Here is a 16066-nt window from a genome sequence, read left to right as displayed (position 1 = left end):
GTGCACGCCCCAGCCGAGCATGGCCGGGCCAGGCGCAGGCCAGGCCGGGCGGCCGCGGGCGGCTCAGGCGAGCAGCAGGTCGCGCAGGTCCGAGGCCAGGACGTCCCAGCGCCAGCGGAGCTCGACCCACGCCCGCCCGGCGGTCCCCATCGAGCGGGCGCGGTTCGGATCGGCCAGCAGGTCGCCGACGGCCCGGATCAGCGCGCGCGGATCGCGGCCGTCCACGACCACCCCCGTCCGCTGGTCGAGGACCGCGTCGGGGGCTCCCCCGCTGCGGCCGGCGACCACCGGCAGCCCGGTCGCCGAGGCCTCGAGGAAGACGATGCCCAGGCCCTCGACCTCGAGCCCCGCGCGCCGGTTGCGGCACGGCATGGCGAAGACGTCCCCCGCCGCGTAGTGGGCCGGCAGTTCCGCCCACGGCACCGACCCGGTGAACACCACGTGCTTGGCGACGTCGTTCTCCCTGGCCAGCCGGGTGAGCTCCTGCCGGTACGGCCCGCCGCCGACGAGCAGCAGCGCGGTGCCCGGGATCCGCCGGCGCAACGCCGGCAGCGCCCGGATCAGCATGTCCTGCCCCTTACGCGGAACCAGACGGCTCACACAGACGACCACCGGACGGCTACCCAGCCCGTAGCGACGACGGGTCTCGTCCCGCCCCTCCCCCGGCCGGAACAGGGACGGGTCGACACCGCTGGGCAGCCGGGCCAGGTCCGGATGCGGACCGAAGGCCGGACCGAGGCGACCCCTGGTGTAGTCCGTGAGGTAGGTGATCACGTCGGTGGTCGCCCCGATGCGCCGCAGCAGTTGCCGCGCGCCGGGCAACGCGGCCCAGCCCACCTCGTGCCCGTGTGTGCTGGCCAGCACCCGGCGGGCGTCGAGATCCCGGCGCAGCCACGCCCCGAGCAGGCCCAGCGGCGCCGCCGCGCCGAACCACAGCGTGTCGCACTTCTCCGACCGCGCGATCTCCCGCGCACGACGGAAGACATCCGGCGTGGGCAGCATCAGCGACGTCGGGTGCCGCACTACCGGGAACCGCTGTGCCGCGTCGAACTCGGCGGCCCCCCGCCAGGCAGGGGCGTACACCACGATCTCGTCGTCGGGCAACCGCGAGGCGAAATTGTGCACATACGCCTGGATGCCACCGGGCCGCGGAGGGAAGTCATTGGTCACAGCGAGCACCCGCACGCCGCCATGCTCCCGCATCGCCTCCATCAAGACGCAGGTGGGACGCCTCCAACCACGCGGACACCACCGCAGCGCCCCGCCCGCACACAGAGCACTCTCCCTCTCCCGGACGCGGCCGCACCGCCCGCTCCCCGGGCACGCCCCCGGCACATGCCGACCGCGGAACGACACCGCCCCGGGCCCGACCGGCATTCCGGACCCCCGCCCGAGCAGCACGGGACCGGGCAGCGCATCAGCCAGGCGTCAACCGGCGCGGCGGCGTGGCAGGGGCCGGAGCGTTTCCGGGCCGGTCGGCGACCCACCGGGGGCAAGCCGCAACCTCGGGATGAGCCCGGCATCGGCGAGCACGGCGAGGGCGCGGCGCTCGTCCTCGTCCCACTCCATGCCGGTGGACGGCGGGGCCAGCAGGACGGTCACCACACAGTCCGCGCACGCGACGTCTCGCACCGCGCACGCATCACAGTCGATCAGCATCGTGCTCACCTCTCGGTTCGCCGCCCGGATCCGCGTGGCCTTCCCCGCACCCGGTAGATCACCGAGCCCTGTCGACCATCGCGGAACCGGACACCAGTTCGACGCGAACCACGCTAGGTGAGGGGTCCGACAGTTCCGGACGCCCGAACCCCGTCCCCCATACCCGGCGCCACCCAAGCGTCAACGAACCGTGGCGGCTGAGTGAGTCGGGGCCGGCGGAGAGCTAGCGGTCGAGGCGGGCCAGGAGGGCGTCCGAGGAGACTGTGCGGGCGCCCTGTGAGGCGCAGTTCTCCGCCACCTCGCGGTCGGAGGTCACGACGGCCACCGGTCGGCCGACGGGTTCCGCACGCACGAGACGTCCAATTTCGTCGTCGGCCAGCTCGCCGGGCTGGCTGAAGACGACCCGCACGCCGCGGGGCATCGCGACCCCGACCGGCCGGGCCACCACCGCCGTCGCGTCGAAGACGACGGTGACCTCGGTGTCGAGGGAGCGGCCGGCCAGGGCTCCCAGGCCGGCCAGCAGGCGTGCCCGCTGGGCCTGGAGGGTCAGGGTGCCGTAGCCGCGTTTGGTGACGTTGTAACCGTCGATGATCAGATGCAGGCCGGGGATGGCGAGGACGTCGTCGATGATGGCCGGGTCGTCGGCGGAGCGCCCGCGGCCACCGACCGCGGAGAACGGGTCGAAGGCAGCTCCGTTGTCGGAGCGGCCAACCAGGTCGGCGGGCCGCGCGACGGTGGTCGGCAGCGCCAGCTCCCGCCGGACCCCGTTCGCCGCAGCCATCAGCGTGTCGAGCAGCACCCGAAGTCGCGCCTCGTCCAGGCCGCGGGACTCGCGGGTGTCGCGGCGGGTCAGCGAGGCGGCGGCTTCGAGGTCGCCGACCCGCGCGCGCAGCCGCCGTACCTCGGCCTCGCTCTCCCGGGCCGAGGCCAGCGCGGCGTCCCGGGCGGCCTCGGCGGCGAGGCTCACCTCCCGGGCGGCGAGCTCGGCGCGGCGGACGCGGTCCGCGGAGGACCGTAGCCGGCGGCGGGCCTCCTCCGCCTCGGCCCGTGCCTGGTCGAGCTGGCCGCGCAGCTGGTCCTGCTCGGTGCGGGCGAGCCGGCGGACGGCTTCGATCTGCTGGTGCAGGCGGTCGATCTCGCGCTCGGCGTCGACGAGCCGCGCGGTGGAGACCGCCTGCTCGGACGAGCGGGCCGCCTCCTCGACGAACTGCTCCCAGTCGGGGAGCCGGAGGATGTAGGCGACCGCCGCGACCTGGGCGGGTGGGGCGGCGGGTGGCGGGCCGCCCTCCCCGGTGATCGCGGCGACCAGATCGGGGTGGGTGCGGCGCACCCATTCGGCCACCCGGCCGCGGAACTGCGCGTCGTGCTCGATCGCGGCCGCCAGCGGGACGGCGCCCAGCCGGGACCGGCGCGACGGCTTGAACCGGCGCACGGCGACCAGGCTCGGGGGGACGACCGCTTCGGCGATGTCGGCCAGGGTCTCGGCGGCGTAGGCCACGACCTGGGCCCGCACGTCCACGGGCAGCGTCTCGTTCATGCGACGGGCCCGGCCTGGCCGGCGGGGGTGCGGACGCTGACTCCCCGTGGCCGGCCGAGTGGTCGGGGCATTACCACTGGCACGGGGGACTCCGGAGCGAACGACGACAGCGACGGTCCAGGGTATCGGTCGGCCAGCACGACCTCTTCGGACACCATCGGTGAATCCGTGCCCAGCCCACCGCGAACGGGCACGCACCGCCACAGGGTCCGCATCGGCGGCCGCGAATCCCAACGGGAAGCGGTGTTTCGCCCCCGGTGGGCCGGGGCCGAGGGGCTGCCGCAGGCCACAGGACACGGCGGCGCAGGCCCGGGGCATCACGGCACTGTCACGCCTACCGCATTTCGCGAGCCAGCCGGCCATTGTCTCATGTGATATCCGGCTTATGTAGCCTCGCCCTGTCCGTCCGCACATACCCCGCTTCGAGAGAAACACGGCAATGGCCGTCGAGAGGACACCCGTTGACCGACCAGACCCCTCCTGGCCAGCCCTCCCCCGGTCCGGAGAACCAGGAGACCTGGAGGGCCCCCAACAACTCGTGGCAACAGCCACCGGATGCCGGCGGCCAGGCGGGCGGAGCGCCCGCGGCGGCCGGTGCTCCCGGCGCGGGCCAGGGCGGCCTGCCGTCCACCACCCCGCCGCCGGCGCCCGTGCCGCAGTGGGGCACCGGCGCGCCGGGCCAGGAAGGCGGCGGATGGCCGTCCACCACGCCCGGGGGCGGCGGGGCAGGCGGCGGATGGGGCACGCCACCGGCCGGCGGGCCCAACCCGGACGGTTCGTGGCCCGGGGCGGGACAGCAGCAGTGGCCCCAGCAGGGCACCGATACGCCCTGGGGGCAGCCGGGCCAGCCCGGCACCGGATGGCAGCAGCCCGCCGGCTACCAGCAGGGTGGCACCCCGGGCCAGTACCAGCAGGGCTACCAGCAGCCGGCTGACTACCAGCAGCAGGGGTACCAGCAGCCCGGGTATCAGCAGCCCGCCGACTACCAGCAGCAGGGGTACCAGCAGCCTGGCTACCAGCAGCCCGCCGACTACCAGCAGCAGGGGTACCAGCAGCCTGGCTACCAGCAGGGCTTCCCCCAGCAGCAGGGCTTCCCCCAGCAGCAGGGCAACTGGCAGCAGCCCGGCGGCCCGCCACCGGCCCGGCCCCGCCGGAACCCGGCGATGATCATCATTCCGGTGGCCGTCGTCGCGGTCATCGTCCTCGGGGTGGTGATCGCCCTCGCGGCCGGCGGCGACGACTCGAAGCCGACGGCCACGCCGCCGGCGGTCACGAACCTGGGCCCGGGCACCGTGCCCACCCTGACGGCACCCGCCGTCCCGGGTACGACGACGGCCCCGCAGCAGCCTGCCGGCCCCGCCGGATGCACGCCGGTCGTGCCGCAGGGCGCGCCGCCCGCGGGCACCCTGACCCTGGGCGGGACGGGCACGGTGGTCGGCACCGCGAGCTCGTCGGTCAGCGACTTCGAGGCCAAGGTGACGCTGAACAGCATCTGCAGCACCACCGGCCCGGCCGCCGACTACTCCGATCCGCCGGTGCAGGGCGCCAACTACATCCTGAACGTGACCGTCGAGACCGTCCGCGGCGAGACGACCGCGTCACCGGACGACTTCTACATCCAGACCTCGGACGGCAGCCGGTACGACGGCTCCTTCACCACGGTCGAGCCGAAGCTGTTCACCCTCGATCTGAAGGCCGGTCAGAAGGTGCGCGGCAACGTGGTCATCGACGCCCCGGCGGGTCACCACATCCTGTCCTGGGAGCCGCTGTTCGCGACGCAGCCGGCGAAGTTCCAGTTCTGACGACAGGGGGCCCCGTCCGTGCCCGTTCCACCGGTGAACGGGCACGGACGGGGCCTCGGCGGCACCCGTGGCAGAGCCCGACTCGGCTCCGCCACAACCGGCGCGGCTCGCTCCGGACCCGGCGTGGCCGGATCTAGACCCGGCGCGGCTCCGCCAGGGCCGCCCGCAGGCGCTCGGCGACGTCGTCCATCATCGCCGGATCGGGGTTGTGGTCGGCGAGCGCGAAGCTCATCTGCGACTCCGTGTCGATCGGGAAAAGGTGGATGTGGGCGTGCGGCACCTCCATCCCGGCGAGCATCGCCGCGACCCGCCGTGGCTTGAACACCGTGTCTATGGCCCGCCCGACGACAGCCGCGGCACTCCACACCGCGCGCACCGTCTCGTCCGGCAGATCGATCCAGTGATCGATCTCCAGGCGGGGCACGATGAGCGTGTGCCCGGGGCGGACGGGCGCGATGGAGAGGAACGCGACCGCCGACTCGTCCGAGTAGACGATGCGGCCCGGGAGCTCGCCGTTGATGATCCGGGTGAAGACACTGGCCATGGCCGGACCCTACCGAGATCGACCGCGCGGCACCCGCCCGCGGACGCCGGGGTCACGGTCGGTCCGGGAAGCCTCTGGTGAGCGCGGCCGGCCAGGCGGACCACGCCGTCCATTATCACACTTGAAACCATACGATAGCGGGCAATAGCGACTAACGGGAAACGTAGCCCGCAAAGAGGTCCAGGAGGACACGCCGGGAGCACTCTGGTGCGCCAACAAACCCGGCCATACGGAATGATGCTCCGGGTGGCGTGGTTTGAGACGAACGGCATCAGGGTCGCCCGTATCAGCGTCGACTGCACCGATGTGGACACGATGGTCCGCTTCTGGTCCAACGCCCTCGGTTACGAGGTCTCCGAGCAGGGCGGCGACTCGGCCGTCCTGCGTCATCCCGCCGGTGCCGGGCCCAAGCTCCTGCTCCGGCGGCGGCCCGAGCCGCGGGCCGCCCGAGGCGAGCAACGACCACCACGATGGGCGGCGCGCCGGGCCGGCCGCCGCCCGGAACCGGAGCAGGACACCGCGGACAAGGCCGGCAACCGCCTGCACCTGGAGCTGTACGCCGTCGACGCGGAGCGGGTGATCGGCTGGCTGTCGTCGCTGGGCGCGCGCCAGCTCGCCCGGTACGAGGCCGACGGGGAGACCGGTTTCGTGCTGCGCGACCCCGAGGGCAACGAGTTCCGCGTGATGAACGCCGGGCCGACCGCCTTCGCCCGGCCGTTCTCCTGAGCCGCCGGGCCGACCGGGGACGAATCCTGTCGTACCCGCGGCCTAGGGTGTCGCCGTGTGCCCAGTCCCTGCGCCGACCGGCGGCGTGCCGCGCCAGGCCAGCCTGGCAGAGCTCGGCCGGCCGCTGTCGGACCTGACGTTCGTCGTCGTCGACCTGGAGACCACCGGCGGCTCGCCGGCGACGAGCGAGATCACCGAGATCGGCGCCGTGCGGGTTCGGGGCGGCCAGATCCTCGGTGAGATGTCGAGCCTGGTCCGGCCGTCGGCCCCCATCCCGGCCTTCATCTCCGTGCTCACCGGCATCACCGGCGCCATGGTCGCCACCGCCCCGGGCATCGGCGAGGTCGTGCCGACGTTCCTGGAGTTCGCCCGGGGCGCGGTGCTCGTGGCTCACAACGCCCCGTTCGACCTCGGCTTCCTGCGCGCCGCCGCCACGGCGTGCGGCTACCCGGCCCCGGCCTGGGAACATCTCGACACGGTGCGGATCGCGCGCCGCGTCATCAGCCGCGACGAGACCCGCGACTGCCGCCTGTCCTCCCTGGCGGCCCTCTTCGGTAGCGCGACCCAGCCGAACCACCGGGCGCTGGCCGATGCCCGCGCGACGGTCGACGTCCTGCACGGGCTGTTCGAGCGGCTGGGCAACCTGGGTGTCACCACGATCGAGGATCTGCACGAGTACAGCGCGCGGGTCTCCCCCGCCCAGCGGCGCAAGCGGCACCTCGCCGACGACCTGCCCACCGGCCCGGGGGTCTACGTGTTCCGCGACGGCACGGGGCGCCCGCTGTACGTCGGCACGTCCCGGTCGGTCCGCTCCCGGGTGCGTACCTACTTCACGGCCAGCGAGCCCCGCACCCGGATGGCGGAGATGGTCGCGATCGCCGAGCGGGTCGACGCGATCGAGTGCGCGCACGCGCTCGAGGCGGAGGTGCGCGAGCTGCGGCTGATCGCCGAGTACAAACCGCCGTACAACCGCCGCTCCCGGTTCCCCGAGCGGGCCGTCTACCTGCGGCTCACCGACGAGCCGTTCCCCCGGCTCTCCCGGGTCCGCTCCGTCGGCGACGGTGTGACGTCGCTGGGGCCGTTCGGCAGCGCGGCGGCGGCCGAGTCGGCGGCCACGGCGCTGCTGGAGGCGATCCCGCTGCGCCAGTGCTCGACCCGGCTCTCGCCGCGCCGTCCGACGGCCGCGTGCGCGCTGGCCGAGCTGGGGCGCTGCGGCGCGCCGTGCGACGGCCGGGAGGGGGTCGCCGAGTACGGCCAACACGTCGCCACGGCGCGCGGCGCGATGACCGCCGATCCGCGTCCCGTCGTGGACGTGCTGGAGCGGCGCATCGCGCGGCTGTCCGCCGACCAGCGCTATGAGGAGGCCGCCGGGGTCCGCGACCGGCTCGCGGCCTACGTGCGGGCCGTCGCGCGCATGCAGCGGCTGACGGCGCTGACCTGCATCGACGAGTTGGTCGCCGCCGCGCCGACCGCCGACGCCGGGTGGGATCTCGCCGTCGTCCGCCGTGGCCGGCTGGTGTCCGCGGCGTCGGTGCCGCGCGGCACCGACCCGAGGCCCTGGGTCGACGCCGTGGTCGCCAGCGCGGAGACCGTCCGACCACTGCCCGGCCCCACCCCGTGCGCCTCGGTCGAGGAGACGGAACGGATCGGGCGGTGGCTGGCCGGGCCCGGCGTGCGCCTGGTCCGGCTGGACGGCGAGTGGAGCTGGCCGGCGCACGGCGCGATCCGCGCGGCGCGGCGGTTCGACGTCCGCTTCGACGGCGGTTTGGACGGCGGGTTCGACCGCGGGTTCGACTCCCCCACCGACACCCGACGCGGGCGCGCGCCCAGCAACCCCCGGAGCGGCCGCGAGCCGCGGAAACGCTAGGGGCGCAGCGCTAGGGGCCGCCCCCGTCGATGACGGGAACGGCCCCTCGGTGCTTCAGCGTGCCTGTTCTCGAGTGTGCCTCCGGGTCGAGCCTGGTGGCTTACCTCAGTGCTTGGTCTGACCGCCGCCCACCGCCGAGTCTGCGCCCTCGCCGTCCGCCGGCTTCTCCGACTCCTCGGTGAAGAACCCGCCGACGGCCTTGCCGGCCCGGCGTGCCAGGCCCGTGCCGTGCTGGCCGGTCCCGTTGCCGTGGCCGTCACCGGCCGTGAGCGCGAACCGGTCGTTCGGCACGACCGGGTAGTCGGGCACCGCCGGCGGCTTGGGCCGATGGTCCTCGACGAACTCGCCGTTGGGCAGCTGGCGGATGATGCCCGTCTCGATGCCGTGCGCGGCGATCTCCGCGTCCCGCTCGTTGAGGTGGATGCAGAGCTTCTTGGTGACCACGTAGGCGATCGGCGGCACGACGATCAGCCCGATCCGGCCCGCCCAGGTCATCGCGTTCAGCGAGATGCTGAACGTGTGGGCGATGATGTCGTTGCCACCGGAGATCCACAGCACCAGGTAGAAGCTGATGCTCATCGCGCCGAGCGCCGTGCGGGTCGGTGCCTCCCGCGGGCGCTGCAGCAGGTTGTGCGACGCCTTGTCCCCGGTGAACTTCGCCTCCAGGAACGGGTAGACCGCCAGCAGCGTGAACAGGACGCCCGGCAGGACCGCCGTCGGCCACAGCAGCGGCGGGATCGTGTGACCCCACCCGCGGAACTCCCACGGCGGCATGAGCCGGGTGGAGCCGTCCAGGAAGCCGATGTACCAGTCGGGCTGGGACGCCGAGCTGACCTTGGCCGGGTCGTAGGGGCCGAACGTCCAGATCGGGTTGATCTGGGCGAGGCCGCCCAGCAGCGCGAGCACCGCGAAAGTCAGCATGAAGAAGCCGCCGGACTTCACCGCGAACACCGGGAACACCCGGTGGCCGACCACGTTGTGCTCGGTCTTGCCCGGGCCGGGGAAGTCGGTGTGCTTCTGGTGCCACAGGATGCCCAGGTGGGCGCCGATCAGCGCGAGCAGCACGCCCGGCACGAGCAGGATGTGCACGACATAGAGCCGCGGGATGAAGTTCTCACCCGGGAACTCGCCGTTGAACACCAGGAACGACGCCCACGTCCCGATGATCGGGATGGACTGGGCGATCGACGCCGCGATCCGCAGACCGGTGCCGGAGAGCAGGTCGTCCGGCAGCGAGTAGCCGGCGAAGCCCTCGACCAGGGCCAGCATCAGCAGGCCGACGCCGATCAGCCAGTTGACCTCGCGGGGCTTGCGGTAGGCACCGGTGAAGAACACCCGCAGCAGGTGCACCACGATGGAGGCGGCGAAGATCAGCGCCGCCCAGTGGTGGATCTGGCGGAACACCAGGCCGGCCCGGGTGTCGAAGCTGATGTCCAGCGTCGACGCGTAGGCCCGGCTCATCTCGACGCCCTTGAGCGGCACGTACGAGCCGTTGTAGATGATCTCGACGTTCGACGGGTCGAAGAACAGCGTCAGGTAGATCCCGGTCAGCAGCAGGATGACGAAGCTGTAGAGCGCGATCTCACCGATCATGAACGACCAGTGGTCCGGGAAGACCTTGTTCAGGTTGCGGCGGATGGCCGCCTGCGTCCCGAACCGTTCGTCGATGGCCCGGTTGGCCTTGCGCGCCGGCGTCGGCCGCTTCTGGAACTTCGGAGTGGTCACGGAGGCGGGTTCGGCGGTCATGAGCGCTCCCAGAACGCGGCGCCGACGGGCTCGGTGTAGTCCCCGTCACGGGCGATGAAGTAGCCCTCGTCATCCACCGCGATGGCGAGCTGCGGCAGCGAGCGGCTGGCCGGCCCGAAGATCGCCCGGCACCCGTCGGGAACGTCGAACACCGACTGGTGGCAGGGGCAGAGCAGGTGGTGCGTCTGCTGCTCGTACAGGCTGACCGGGCAGCCGGCGTGCGTGCAGATCTTCGAGTAGGCGACGTGGCCGTCCACGGCCCAGTTCTCGCGGCCCTCGCGCGGCTTGTTGATGCCGGGCTCGAGCCGGATGAGGATCGTGGTGCTGTCGGCCTTGCTGTGGACGTCCAGCTTGGGCTCGTAGGAGATGCTGCCGTCGGACTCCTTCACCGGAACCGCCGGCAGCACCGTCTCGATGCCGCCGATCGCGACGTCACCGAGCTTGACGTACCGGCCCTGCAGGTTGACCAGCCGAGCGCCCTTGACCCAGTGGGTGTGGTCGAGCTTCTTGCCCGGCTTGCTGTTGGTCAGGTTGAGCAGCGGGACCACGAGCAGGCCACCGAGGACCGTTCCGGCGCCGAGGAGGCTGCGCCGCAGCAGCGGGTACTTGGCGAGGCCGGTGTCGGCGAAGCCGAGGGCGACCTCCTCCTCGGTGACGGCGATCTCCTCCTGCGAGGAGGTGAACTCGTGACGCTCCTGCACCGCCTGCTCGTGCGGCATCAGGCGCTTGGCCCAGAGGATCATGCCGATGCCGAGTCCGCCGACGGCCAGGCCGAGGGCGCTGCCCATCGCCGGGGTGTAGTACTGCTTGTGCTTGTCGCCGACGAAGTTGGTGACGATGAAGCCCACCGTGCCGACGACCGAGATCGTGAACCAGAAGGCGATGAGCCGCTCGGCGCGCCGGGAGGCCCGCCGGTCGTACTCGGCGGAGTGCGGGGCCCGGGGGGTGACTCCCCCGCCGGCGCCGCCGCCCTCGCCCTGTGCGGTCAGGGTCGACGTCCCGCCCGAGCGCATGACCGTCGTCTCCGGGATACGGGAGGAGTCGGTCTGGTGCGGGGGGGTGCCGAGCACCTCGGGCCCGTCATGCCCCGCGTCGGGGACGTCGGGGCCGCCGGCCCGGGGGTCGCCGGCGTCCTTGGCGTGCCCGGCCGTGTCGACCGGGTGCTTGGTTCGCTTGAAGATGCTGCTCATCGAGTCCTGGTCTGATTTGTCGGCCGGCTCTCCCTGATAGCCGGCGTAGTGCATGCGCCGCTGCGGCGAGTCCGGCGGCAGCTCGCCGCCGTCTGCGGACTCCGGCCCGGTCGGGCCCTGGTTGGCGCTCACAGCTTCTGCCTCGCTCCGATCCAGAGGCAGACGCCGAGCAGCGCGCCGATGCCTATCACCCACGCGACCAGGCCCTCCGGGACCGGCCCGTACTTACCGATCGAGGAACCGCCGGGTGACGGGGTGTCCTGGAGGTGACGGACGTACGCGGCGACCGCGACGGCCTCGTCATCGTTGATCTGACCGGGACCGAACACCGGCATCGACTCCGGGCCGGTCCGCATCGCCTCGACGACCTGTTCGGGCGTGGCCTGGCTCAGCGACGGCGCGAACTTGCCGTAGGTGAGCGGGGCGCCGGCGCCGGCGGCCTGGTGGCACTGGGCGCAGTTCGCGAGGAAGAGCTCACCGCCCTCGGCGAGGTCGGCGTCGTTGAGATCCGCGTCCGTCAGCTCGGGCACCTGCGTACCGCCGCCCAGGGTCTGGACGTAGGCCGCGATCTGGTCGATCTGGGTCTCCGAGTACGACGGGGGCTTGCGGTCGGCCTGGGCCGCCGGCGCGGCGAGCGGCATGCGGCCGGTGGACATCTGGAAGTCCACCGCGGCCGCGCCGACGCCGATCAGGCTCGGGCCCTCGGTCGAGCCCTGGGCGTTCAGCCCGTGGCAGGTCGCGCAACCCTGCAGGAACAGGGCGCGGCCCTGGCGCACGGCCTCGTTGGCGTCCGGCGTCTCCGTCGCGTTGCCGCCTGGAGCGAGCACCGTCCACATCACCCCCGTCGCCAGCAGGCCGAGGAGAAGAACGATGGACGACGACCGCCGTCGGCGGCGCGCGGAGGTCGACCGGGATCGCCCGGCGTTCCTCACCGAGATGAGCCGGGGTCTGCCGGCCTCGCCCGCGGACGAGGTCGGGGACGCCGCGGCTCCGGATGCCTTGGATGTGGTCATGTCGCTCACTGGAGGAGGTAGATGGTGGCGAACAGGGCGATCCAGACGACGTCGACGAAGTGCCAGTAGTACGACACGACGATCGCTGACGTCGCCTTCTCAGGCGTGAACCGCCCGTAGGTCGACCTGGCCAGCACCAGAACGAAGGCGACCAGCCCACCGATCACATGCAACCCGTGGAAGCCGGTGGTCAGGTAGTACACCGACCCGTAGCCGTGCGACGCCAGGGTGAACTCGTTCTCCTTGAAGTACTCCCAGGCCTGGCCGCCGACGAAGACGATCCCCATCAGCAGCGAGATCAGGTACCAGCGGCGCAGGCCGATGACGTCGCCGCGCTCGGCGGCGAAGACCCCGAGCTGGCAGGTCACACTGGATAGGACCAGGATCACCGTGAAGAACAGCGCATAGGCGACGTGCAGGTGCACGGGCCCGATCTCGGACCCGGCCGGGTCGCCGGTGACCGGCGGCCAGTTGCCGCTGTTGACCGAGCGGATCGTGTAGTACATCGCGAACAGGGCCGCGAAGAACATCAGCTCCGACGACAGCCACACCACTGTGCCGACCGAGACCATCGAGGGACGGTTGGCCGCCGGGTGCGCTGGAGGAGCCTTCTCGAGGACAGGGGCTGAGGCCACGACGGTCATTCTGGCATGTGACGCCACACGCGCCACCGTAGGTTCGACAATCGGTAGGACTACACGGCGTCGACGACGCCCGGATCGCGGCCCGGCGCGGCCGGAAATTTTGCTCCTCAGCGTCGAAGCTCCTGCTAATACGCAGGTTCTGGTACCTGCCGAGACGCCGGCCACGTCCGGTGGCAACCCGGGAACCCGCCCGTTGTTGTGTCCCTCACCCGGGGCGGGGCGGCGCGCCGAGGGTGGCCCGGACGGCTCAGTCCGCGAGGGCGGCGAGCGCCCGGACACCCTCCGCGGGGAGGGTGATCCCCTCCTCCGTTCCGGGGTCGACGGCAAGCATGAGATCACCGGCGGGCCACGTCCGCAGCAGCGCGGCCAGTGGCACCCGGCGGTAGCGCCCGACGCTCGGCAGCGCGTCGACGAGGCGCCGCTCCGAGGTGAAGGTGGGGACGAACTGCTGGCCGTCGGGCTGCTCGGCGACGGGCAGCCGCACCACGCGGGCATCGCCGTTGTCCCTGGCCGGGTCGCTGACGTCCGGAACGAGGACGTCGGAGGTGGCCAGGGCACCCAGGGCGGCCGAGTCGTCGTGGTCAAGCGCGAGCCGGTGCAGGGCGTTGCCCGCCCGGGTCGTCCCGTCGTTGGCGTCGTCGGTCACAGCGGGCTCCTGTCGATCCGGGAGTCGTGCCTTCTGTGGCCTCGCATACCCGGCTCCGGCCGCGTGTACCCGGCTCCGGCCCGAGATCGGCGGCCGCGGCCGTCAGCTCGGCAGCGCGAGATCCGCGATCAGGCTCCGGCGGACGGCACCGACGATGGGGGTCGCGTCGCTGTAGGCGGGATGATCGACCACCAGCTCCGCGGTGACCTCCGGGTCGCGGAACGCATCCCTGGTGCCGTCGGTGAGCGGGAACCGGAGCATGTGGACCGACACCGTCTCGCTGGGCTGATCGGGGTCCTCGTCCACGCCCGGGATCTCGACGGCGGGCACGGTTACCCCGCCGATCTCCAGCGCCACCCGGCGCTGGACGCCGGAGAGACGGGCCAGCTCGTCGCGCACGGCCTCGACCTGGTTGAGCTCGATGAACATCGTGGCGGTCAGGGCGTGGCTGGACGGCAGCAGCCGCGAGTAGGCCTCGACCTCGTGGGCGACCTCCCCGGGGGCGGTGAGCCGCTCGGTGTAGACCATCTCCTGCACCTGGTAGCGCAGCGTCTCGGCGTTCTCGAACTCGAAGAGCAGGATGTCGCCGACCCGGACGCGCCGCTCGGCGCGGATCGGGAGCATCCTCGAGCGGGCCTGGACCCGCTGGGCGGAGTAGGCCGTGTGGTCGGTGGTGATGTCGGCGGCGGTGAACGCCATCGTGCGCAGCGCCATCGTGCTGGCTCCTTCCCCGTCGCGAGGACGCATCGACCTCGACGGCCGTCCGGACGTACTGGGTGTAACGGTCTTTCGGGTGTTGCCGAGGTGCCGGATGCCCGGGGCCCGAGAGGGCCGGGTGGCGGGCCCGGGGTGACCCCGGGCCCGCTCCGCGCGCCGCTCAGGCGTCGGCGGTCTCCTCGGCGACCACCGCGTCGAGGGCCTTCTTGAAGCGACCGGCGTGGGTCTTCTCGGCGCGGGCCAGCGTCGAGAACCAGTCGGCGATCTCCTCGAAGCCCTCCTCGCGGGCGGTCTTCGCGAAGCCCGGGTACATCGCGGTGAACTCGTAGGTCTCGCCGGCCACGGCGCTGGCGAGGTTCTTCGACGTGTTGCCGACCGGCTCGCCCGTCGCCGGGTCGCCGACCTCGGCGAGGAAGTCCATGTGCCCGAACGCGTGGCCGGTCTCGCCCTCGGCGGTGTCGCGGAACAGGGAGGCCGCGTCGGTCAGGCCCTCGATGTCCGCACGGCGGGCGAAGTACAGGTAACGACGGTTGGCCTGGCTCTCGCCGGCGAACGCCTCCTTGAGGTTCTCGTGGGTCTTGGTGCCGTCAAGCTTCGGCATGCGGTACTCCTCCTACGTGATGGGTGTCGGGTCCTACCGTCGGCCCGGGCGATGGCCCTCGCCGGCGGTCTGACACTCCGGGCACAGGCCCCTGAACTGCAGGTCGTACCCGGTGATCGTGAAACCGGACCGGCGCGCGATCTCGGCCACCATGCCGTCCGGGACGGGGTGGTCGATGTCCGCGGCCCGGCCGCACCGCTCGCACACGGCGTGGTCGTGCCGGCTGGTGTTGGCGTCGTACCTGGCGGCCGCGCCGTCCCCGAGATTGAGCTCGAGGGCGTGCCCGGTCTCGACGAGCAACGCGAGGGCGCGGTAGACGGTCGCGCTGCCGATCCCGGGGGCCGCGAGCCGCACACGCTCGTAGACCTCGGCCGCCGTCGGATGGTCCTCGGCGGCCTTCAGCACCTCCAGCACACGGGTGCGCTGGGGGGTGAGACGTAGTTCGGTCCGCTCCGGCATCGATCACGTCCGTCATCGGTCGGCGCCGCCCGGGGCGTTCGTCCCGCGTCCCGGTGCCGTGTGTCGGTGTGTCCGCGGCAACGGGCGAACGTCGGGACTGGCGCTCGGACAAACATTGAGAACGAGTCTCAGTATCATGTGCATCACCACCCGATGGCAAACCCCACGGGCGTCCGCCCCCGAACGGCATGACCGTACCCACCGCCCGTCGCGTCCCGTGAAGCCGGATGGCGTCGCGCCTGGCGGGCGGCGAGCAGATAGCCTTCGGGACGGATACCGGGACGGTGCGACACCCGCCGCCACGCGCCGGGCCTCCGCGGCGACGCCCGGGGCCGCCCGGCGGGGACCGGTGCCCGCGCAGTGCCGGTACCGGCAGTCGTTCCCGATCGCCGACCACGGCGGTCGCCCCATCGAGAGGCCCGTGGACGCCATGAGCACCGTCCTCGTGTACGCGAGCAAGGCCGACGTCCGAGAGCGCGTCCTGGCCGCGCTCGGGCGCCGTCCCGCACCCGACCTCGACGAGCTCGAGCTTGTCGAGGTCTCCGACGCGGAGACACTGATCGACGCCATCGACCACAGCGAGGCGGACCTCTGCATCCTCGACGCCGAGGCCACCCCCTCCGGCGGGATGGGGCTGGCCCGGCAGCTCAAGAACGAGGTCGCCGACTGCCCGCCCATGCTGCTGCTCGTCGCCCGGCGCGACGACCGCTGGCTGGCCACCTGGTCGCAGGCGGACGCGGTGGTCGGCCACCCGATCGACCCGGGCGAGCTCACCGACGCGGCCGTCGGGCTGCTGCGCGCGCGGGCCGGCGGAGTCGCCGTCCGGCGCCCGGTGGTCAACGCCCGGCACCGCTGACGCCCGGCAGCACCGATCCACCAGGCCACACAGAACCACCCGGCCGGCGCGACGACGCG

The 16066-nt window shown here is 72.6% G+C and carries 16 protein-coding genes; 4 read left to right on the top strand and 12 right to left on the bottom strand.

Annotated elements, in window-relative coordinates; translation table 11 throughout:
- Nucleotides 1-63: 63 nt before the first annotated feature.
- The 3 genes from FRANEAN1_RS08930 to FRANEAN1_RS08920 form a co-directional block, all read right to left on the bottom strand.
- Nucleotides 64-1203, bottom strand: coding sequence for a glycosyltransferase family 4 protein (locus FRANEAN1_RS08930; protein ID WP_198145476.1), 1140 nt, complete (start codon nt 1201-1203; stop codon nt 64-66).
- A gap of 225 nt (nt 1204-1428) precedes the next feature.
- On the bottom strand, nt 1429-1659 hold the full coding sequence (locus FRANEAN1_RS08925; RefSeq protein WP_020459425.1) for a hypothetical protein: 231 nt from the start codon (nt 1657-1659) through the stop codon (nt 1429-1431).
- A 223-nt stretch (nt 1660-1882) separates the two neighbouring features.
- The gene (locus tag FRANEAN1_RS08920) at nt 1883-3196 is read right to left on the bottom strand and encodes an NYN domain-containing protein (protein WP_020459424.1); all 1314 of its coding nucleotides are present in this window, start codon (nt 3194-3196) and stop codon (nt 1883-1885) included.
- A gap of 461 nt (nt 3197-3657) precedes the next feature.
- Between FRANEAN1_RS08920 and FRANEAN1_RS08915 the strand changes: the two genes are divergently transcribed.
- Nucleotides 3658-4998 (top strand): DUF4352 domain-containing protein, encoded by a 1341-nt coding sequence (locus FRANEAN1_RS08915; RefSeq protein ID WP_020459423.1) that lies wholly within the window; start codon nt 3658-3660, stop codon nt 4996-4998.
- Between the two features lie 133 nt (nt 4999-5131).
- Here FRANEAN1_RS08915 and FRANEAN1_RS08910 read toward each other — a convergent pair whose 3' ends face one another.
- Nucleotides 5132-5542, bottom strand: coding sequence for an HIT family protein (locus tag FRANEAN1_RS08910; RefSeq protein WP_020459422.1), 411 nt, complete (start codon nt 5540-5542; stop codon nt 5132-5134).
- 234 nt (nt 5543-5776) lie between these two features.
- Between FRANEAN1_RS08910 and FRANEAN1_RS08905 the strand changes: the two genes are divergently transcribed.
- The gene (locus tag FRANEAN1_RS08905; protein ID WP_041253893.1) at nt 5777-6268 is read left to right on the top strand and encodes a VOC family protein; all 492 of its coding nucleotides are present in this window, start codon (nt 5777-5779) and stop codon (nt 6266-6268) included.
- Between the two features lie 55 nt (nt 6269-6323).
- Nucleotides 6324-8135 (top strand): DEDD exonuclease domain-containing protein, encoded by a 1812-nt coding sequence (locus tag FRANEAN1_RS08900; RefSeq protein ID WP_020459420.1) that lies wholly within the window; start codon nt 6324-6326, stop codon nt 8133-8135.
- Between the two features lie 105 nt (nt 8136-8240).
- On the opposite strand, the gene FRANEAN1_RS08895 is transcribed toward FRANEAN1_RS08900, so the two are convergent.
- The 8 genes from FRANEAN1_RS08895 to FRANEAN1_RS08860 form a co-directional block, all read right to left on the bottom strand.
- A complete protein-coding gene (locus FRANEAN1_RS08895) occupies nt 8241-9881 on the bottom strand; it encodes a ubiquinol-cytochrome c reductase cytochrome b subunit (RefSeq protein ID WP_020459419.1) in 1641 nt (546 codons plus the stop codon).
- Entirely contained in the window at nt 9878-11203 is a 1326-nt protein-coding gene (locus tag FRANEAN1_RS08890; RefSeq protein WP_020459418.1) for a Rieske 2Fe-2S domain-containing protein, read from the bottom strand. The genes FRANEAN1_RS08895 and FRANEAN1_RS08890 overlap by 4 nt, the downstream gene beginning before the upstream one ends.
- A complete protein-coding gene (locus FRANEAN1_RS08885; RefSeq protein ID WP_157472471.1) occupies nt 11200-12093 on the bottom strand; it encodes a c-type cytochrome in 894 nt (297 codons plus the stop codon). The genes FRANEAN1_RS08890 and FRANEAN1_RS08885 overlap by 4 nt, the downstream gene beginning before the upstream one ends.
- Entirely contained in the window at nt 12090-12728 is a 639-nt protein-coding gene (locus FRANEAN1_RS08880; protein ID WP_020459416.1) for a heme-copper oxidase subunit III, read from the bottom strand. The genes FRANEAN1_RS08885 and FRANEAN1_RS08880 overlap by 4 nt, the downstream gene beginning before the upstream one ends.
- 247 nt (nt 12729-12975) lie before the next feature.
- Nucleotides 12976-13374: an SseB family protein gene (locus FRANEAN1_RS08875; protein WP_041253891.1), complete on the bottom strand. Its 399-nt coding sequence runs from the start codon at nt 13372-13374 to the stop codon at nt 12976-12978.
- A 102-nt stretch (nt 13375-13476) separates the two neighbouring features.
- Nucleotides 13477-14073 (bottom strand): DUF3501 family protein, encoded by a 597-nt coding sequence (locus FRANEAN1_RS08870; protein WP_041255682.1) that lies wholly within the window; start codon nt 14071-14073, stop codon nt 13477-13479.
- 178 nt (nt 14074-14251) lie between these two features.
- Nucleotides 14252-14692, bottom strand: coding sequence for a rubrerythrin family protein (locus FRANEAN1_RS08865; RefSeq protein ID WP_020459414.1), 441 nt, complete (start codon nt 14690-14692; stop codon nt 14252-14254).
- 33 nt (nt 14693-14725) lie between these two features.
- Entirely contained in the window at nt 14726-15151 is a 426-nt protein-coding gene (locus tag FRANEAN1_RS08860) for a transcriptional repressor (RefSeq protein ID WP_020459413.1), read from the bottom strand.
- Between the two features lie 430 nt (nt 15152-15581).
- On the opposite strand from FRANEAN1_RS08860, the gene FRANEAN1_RS08855 reads away from it, so the two are divergent.
- The gene (locus FRANEAN1_RS08855; RefSeq protein ID WP_041255681.1) at nt 15582-16007 is read left to right on the top strand and encodes a chemotaxis protein CheY; all 426 of its coding nucleotides are present in this window, start codon (nt 15582-15584) and stop codon (nt 16005-16007) included.
- Nucleotides 16008-16066 lie beyond the last annotated feature (59 nt).

The sequence above is a fragment of the Parafrankia sp. EAN1pec genome, assembly GCF_000018005.1.
In the GTDB taxonomy this organism is placed as follows: domain Bacteria; phylum Actinomycetota; class Actinomycetes; order Frankiales; family Frankiaceae; genus Parafrankia; species Parafrankia soli.
This window is presented reverse-complemented; position numbering and strand designations above follow the sequence as displayed.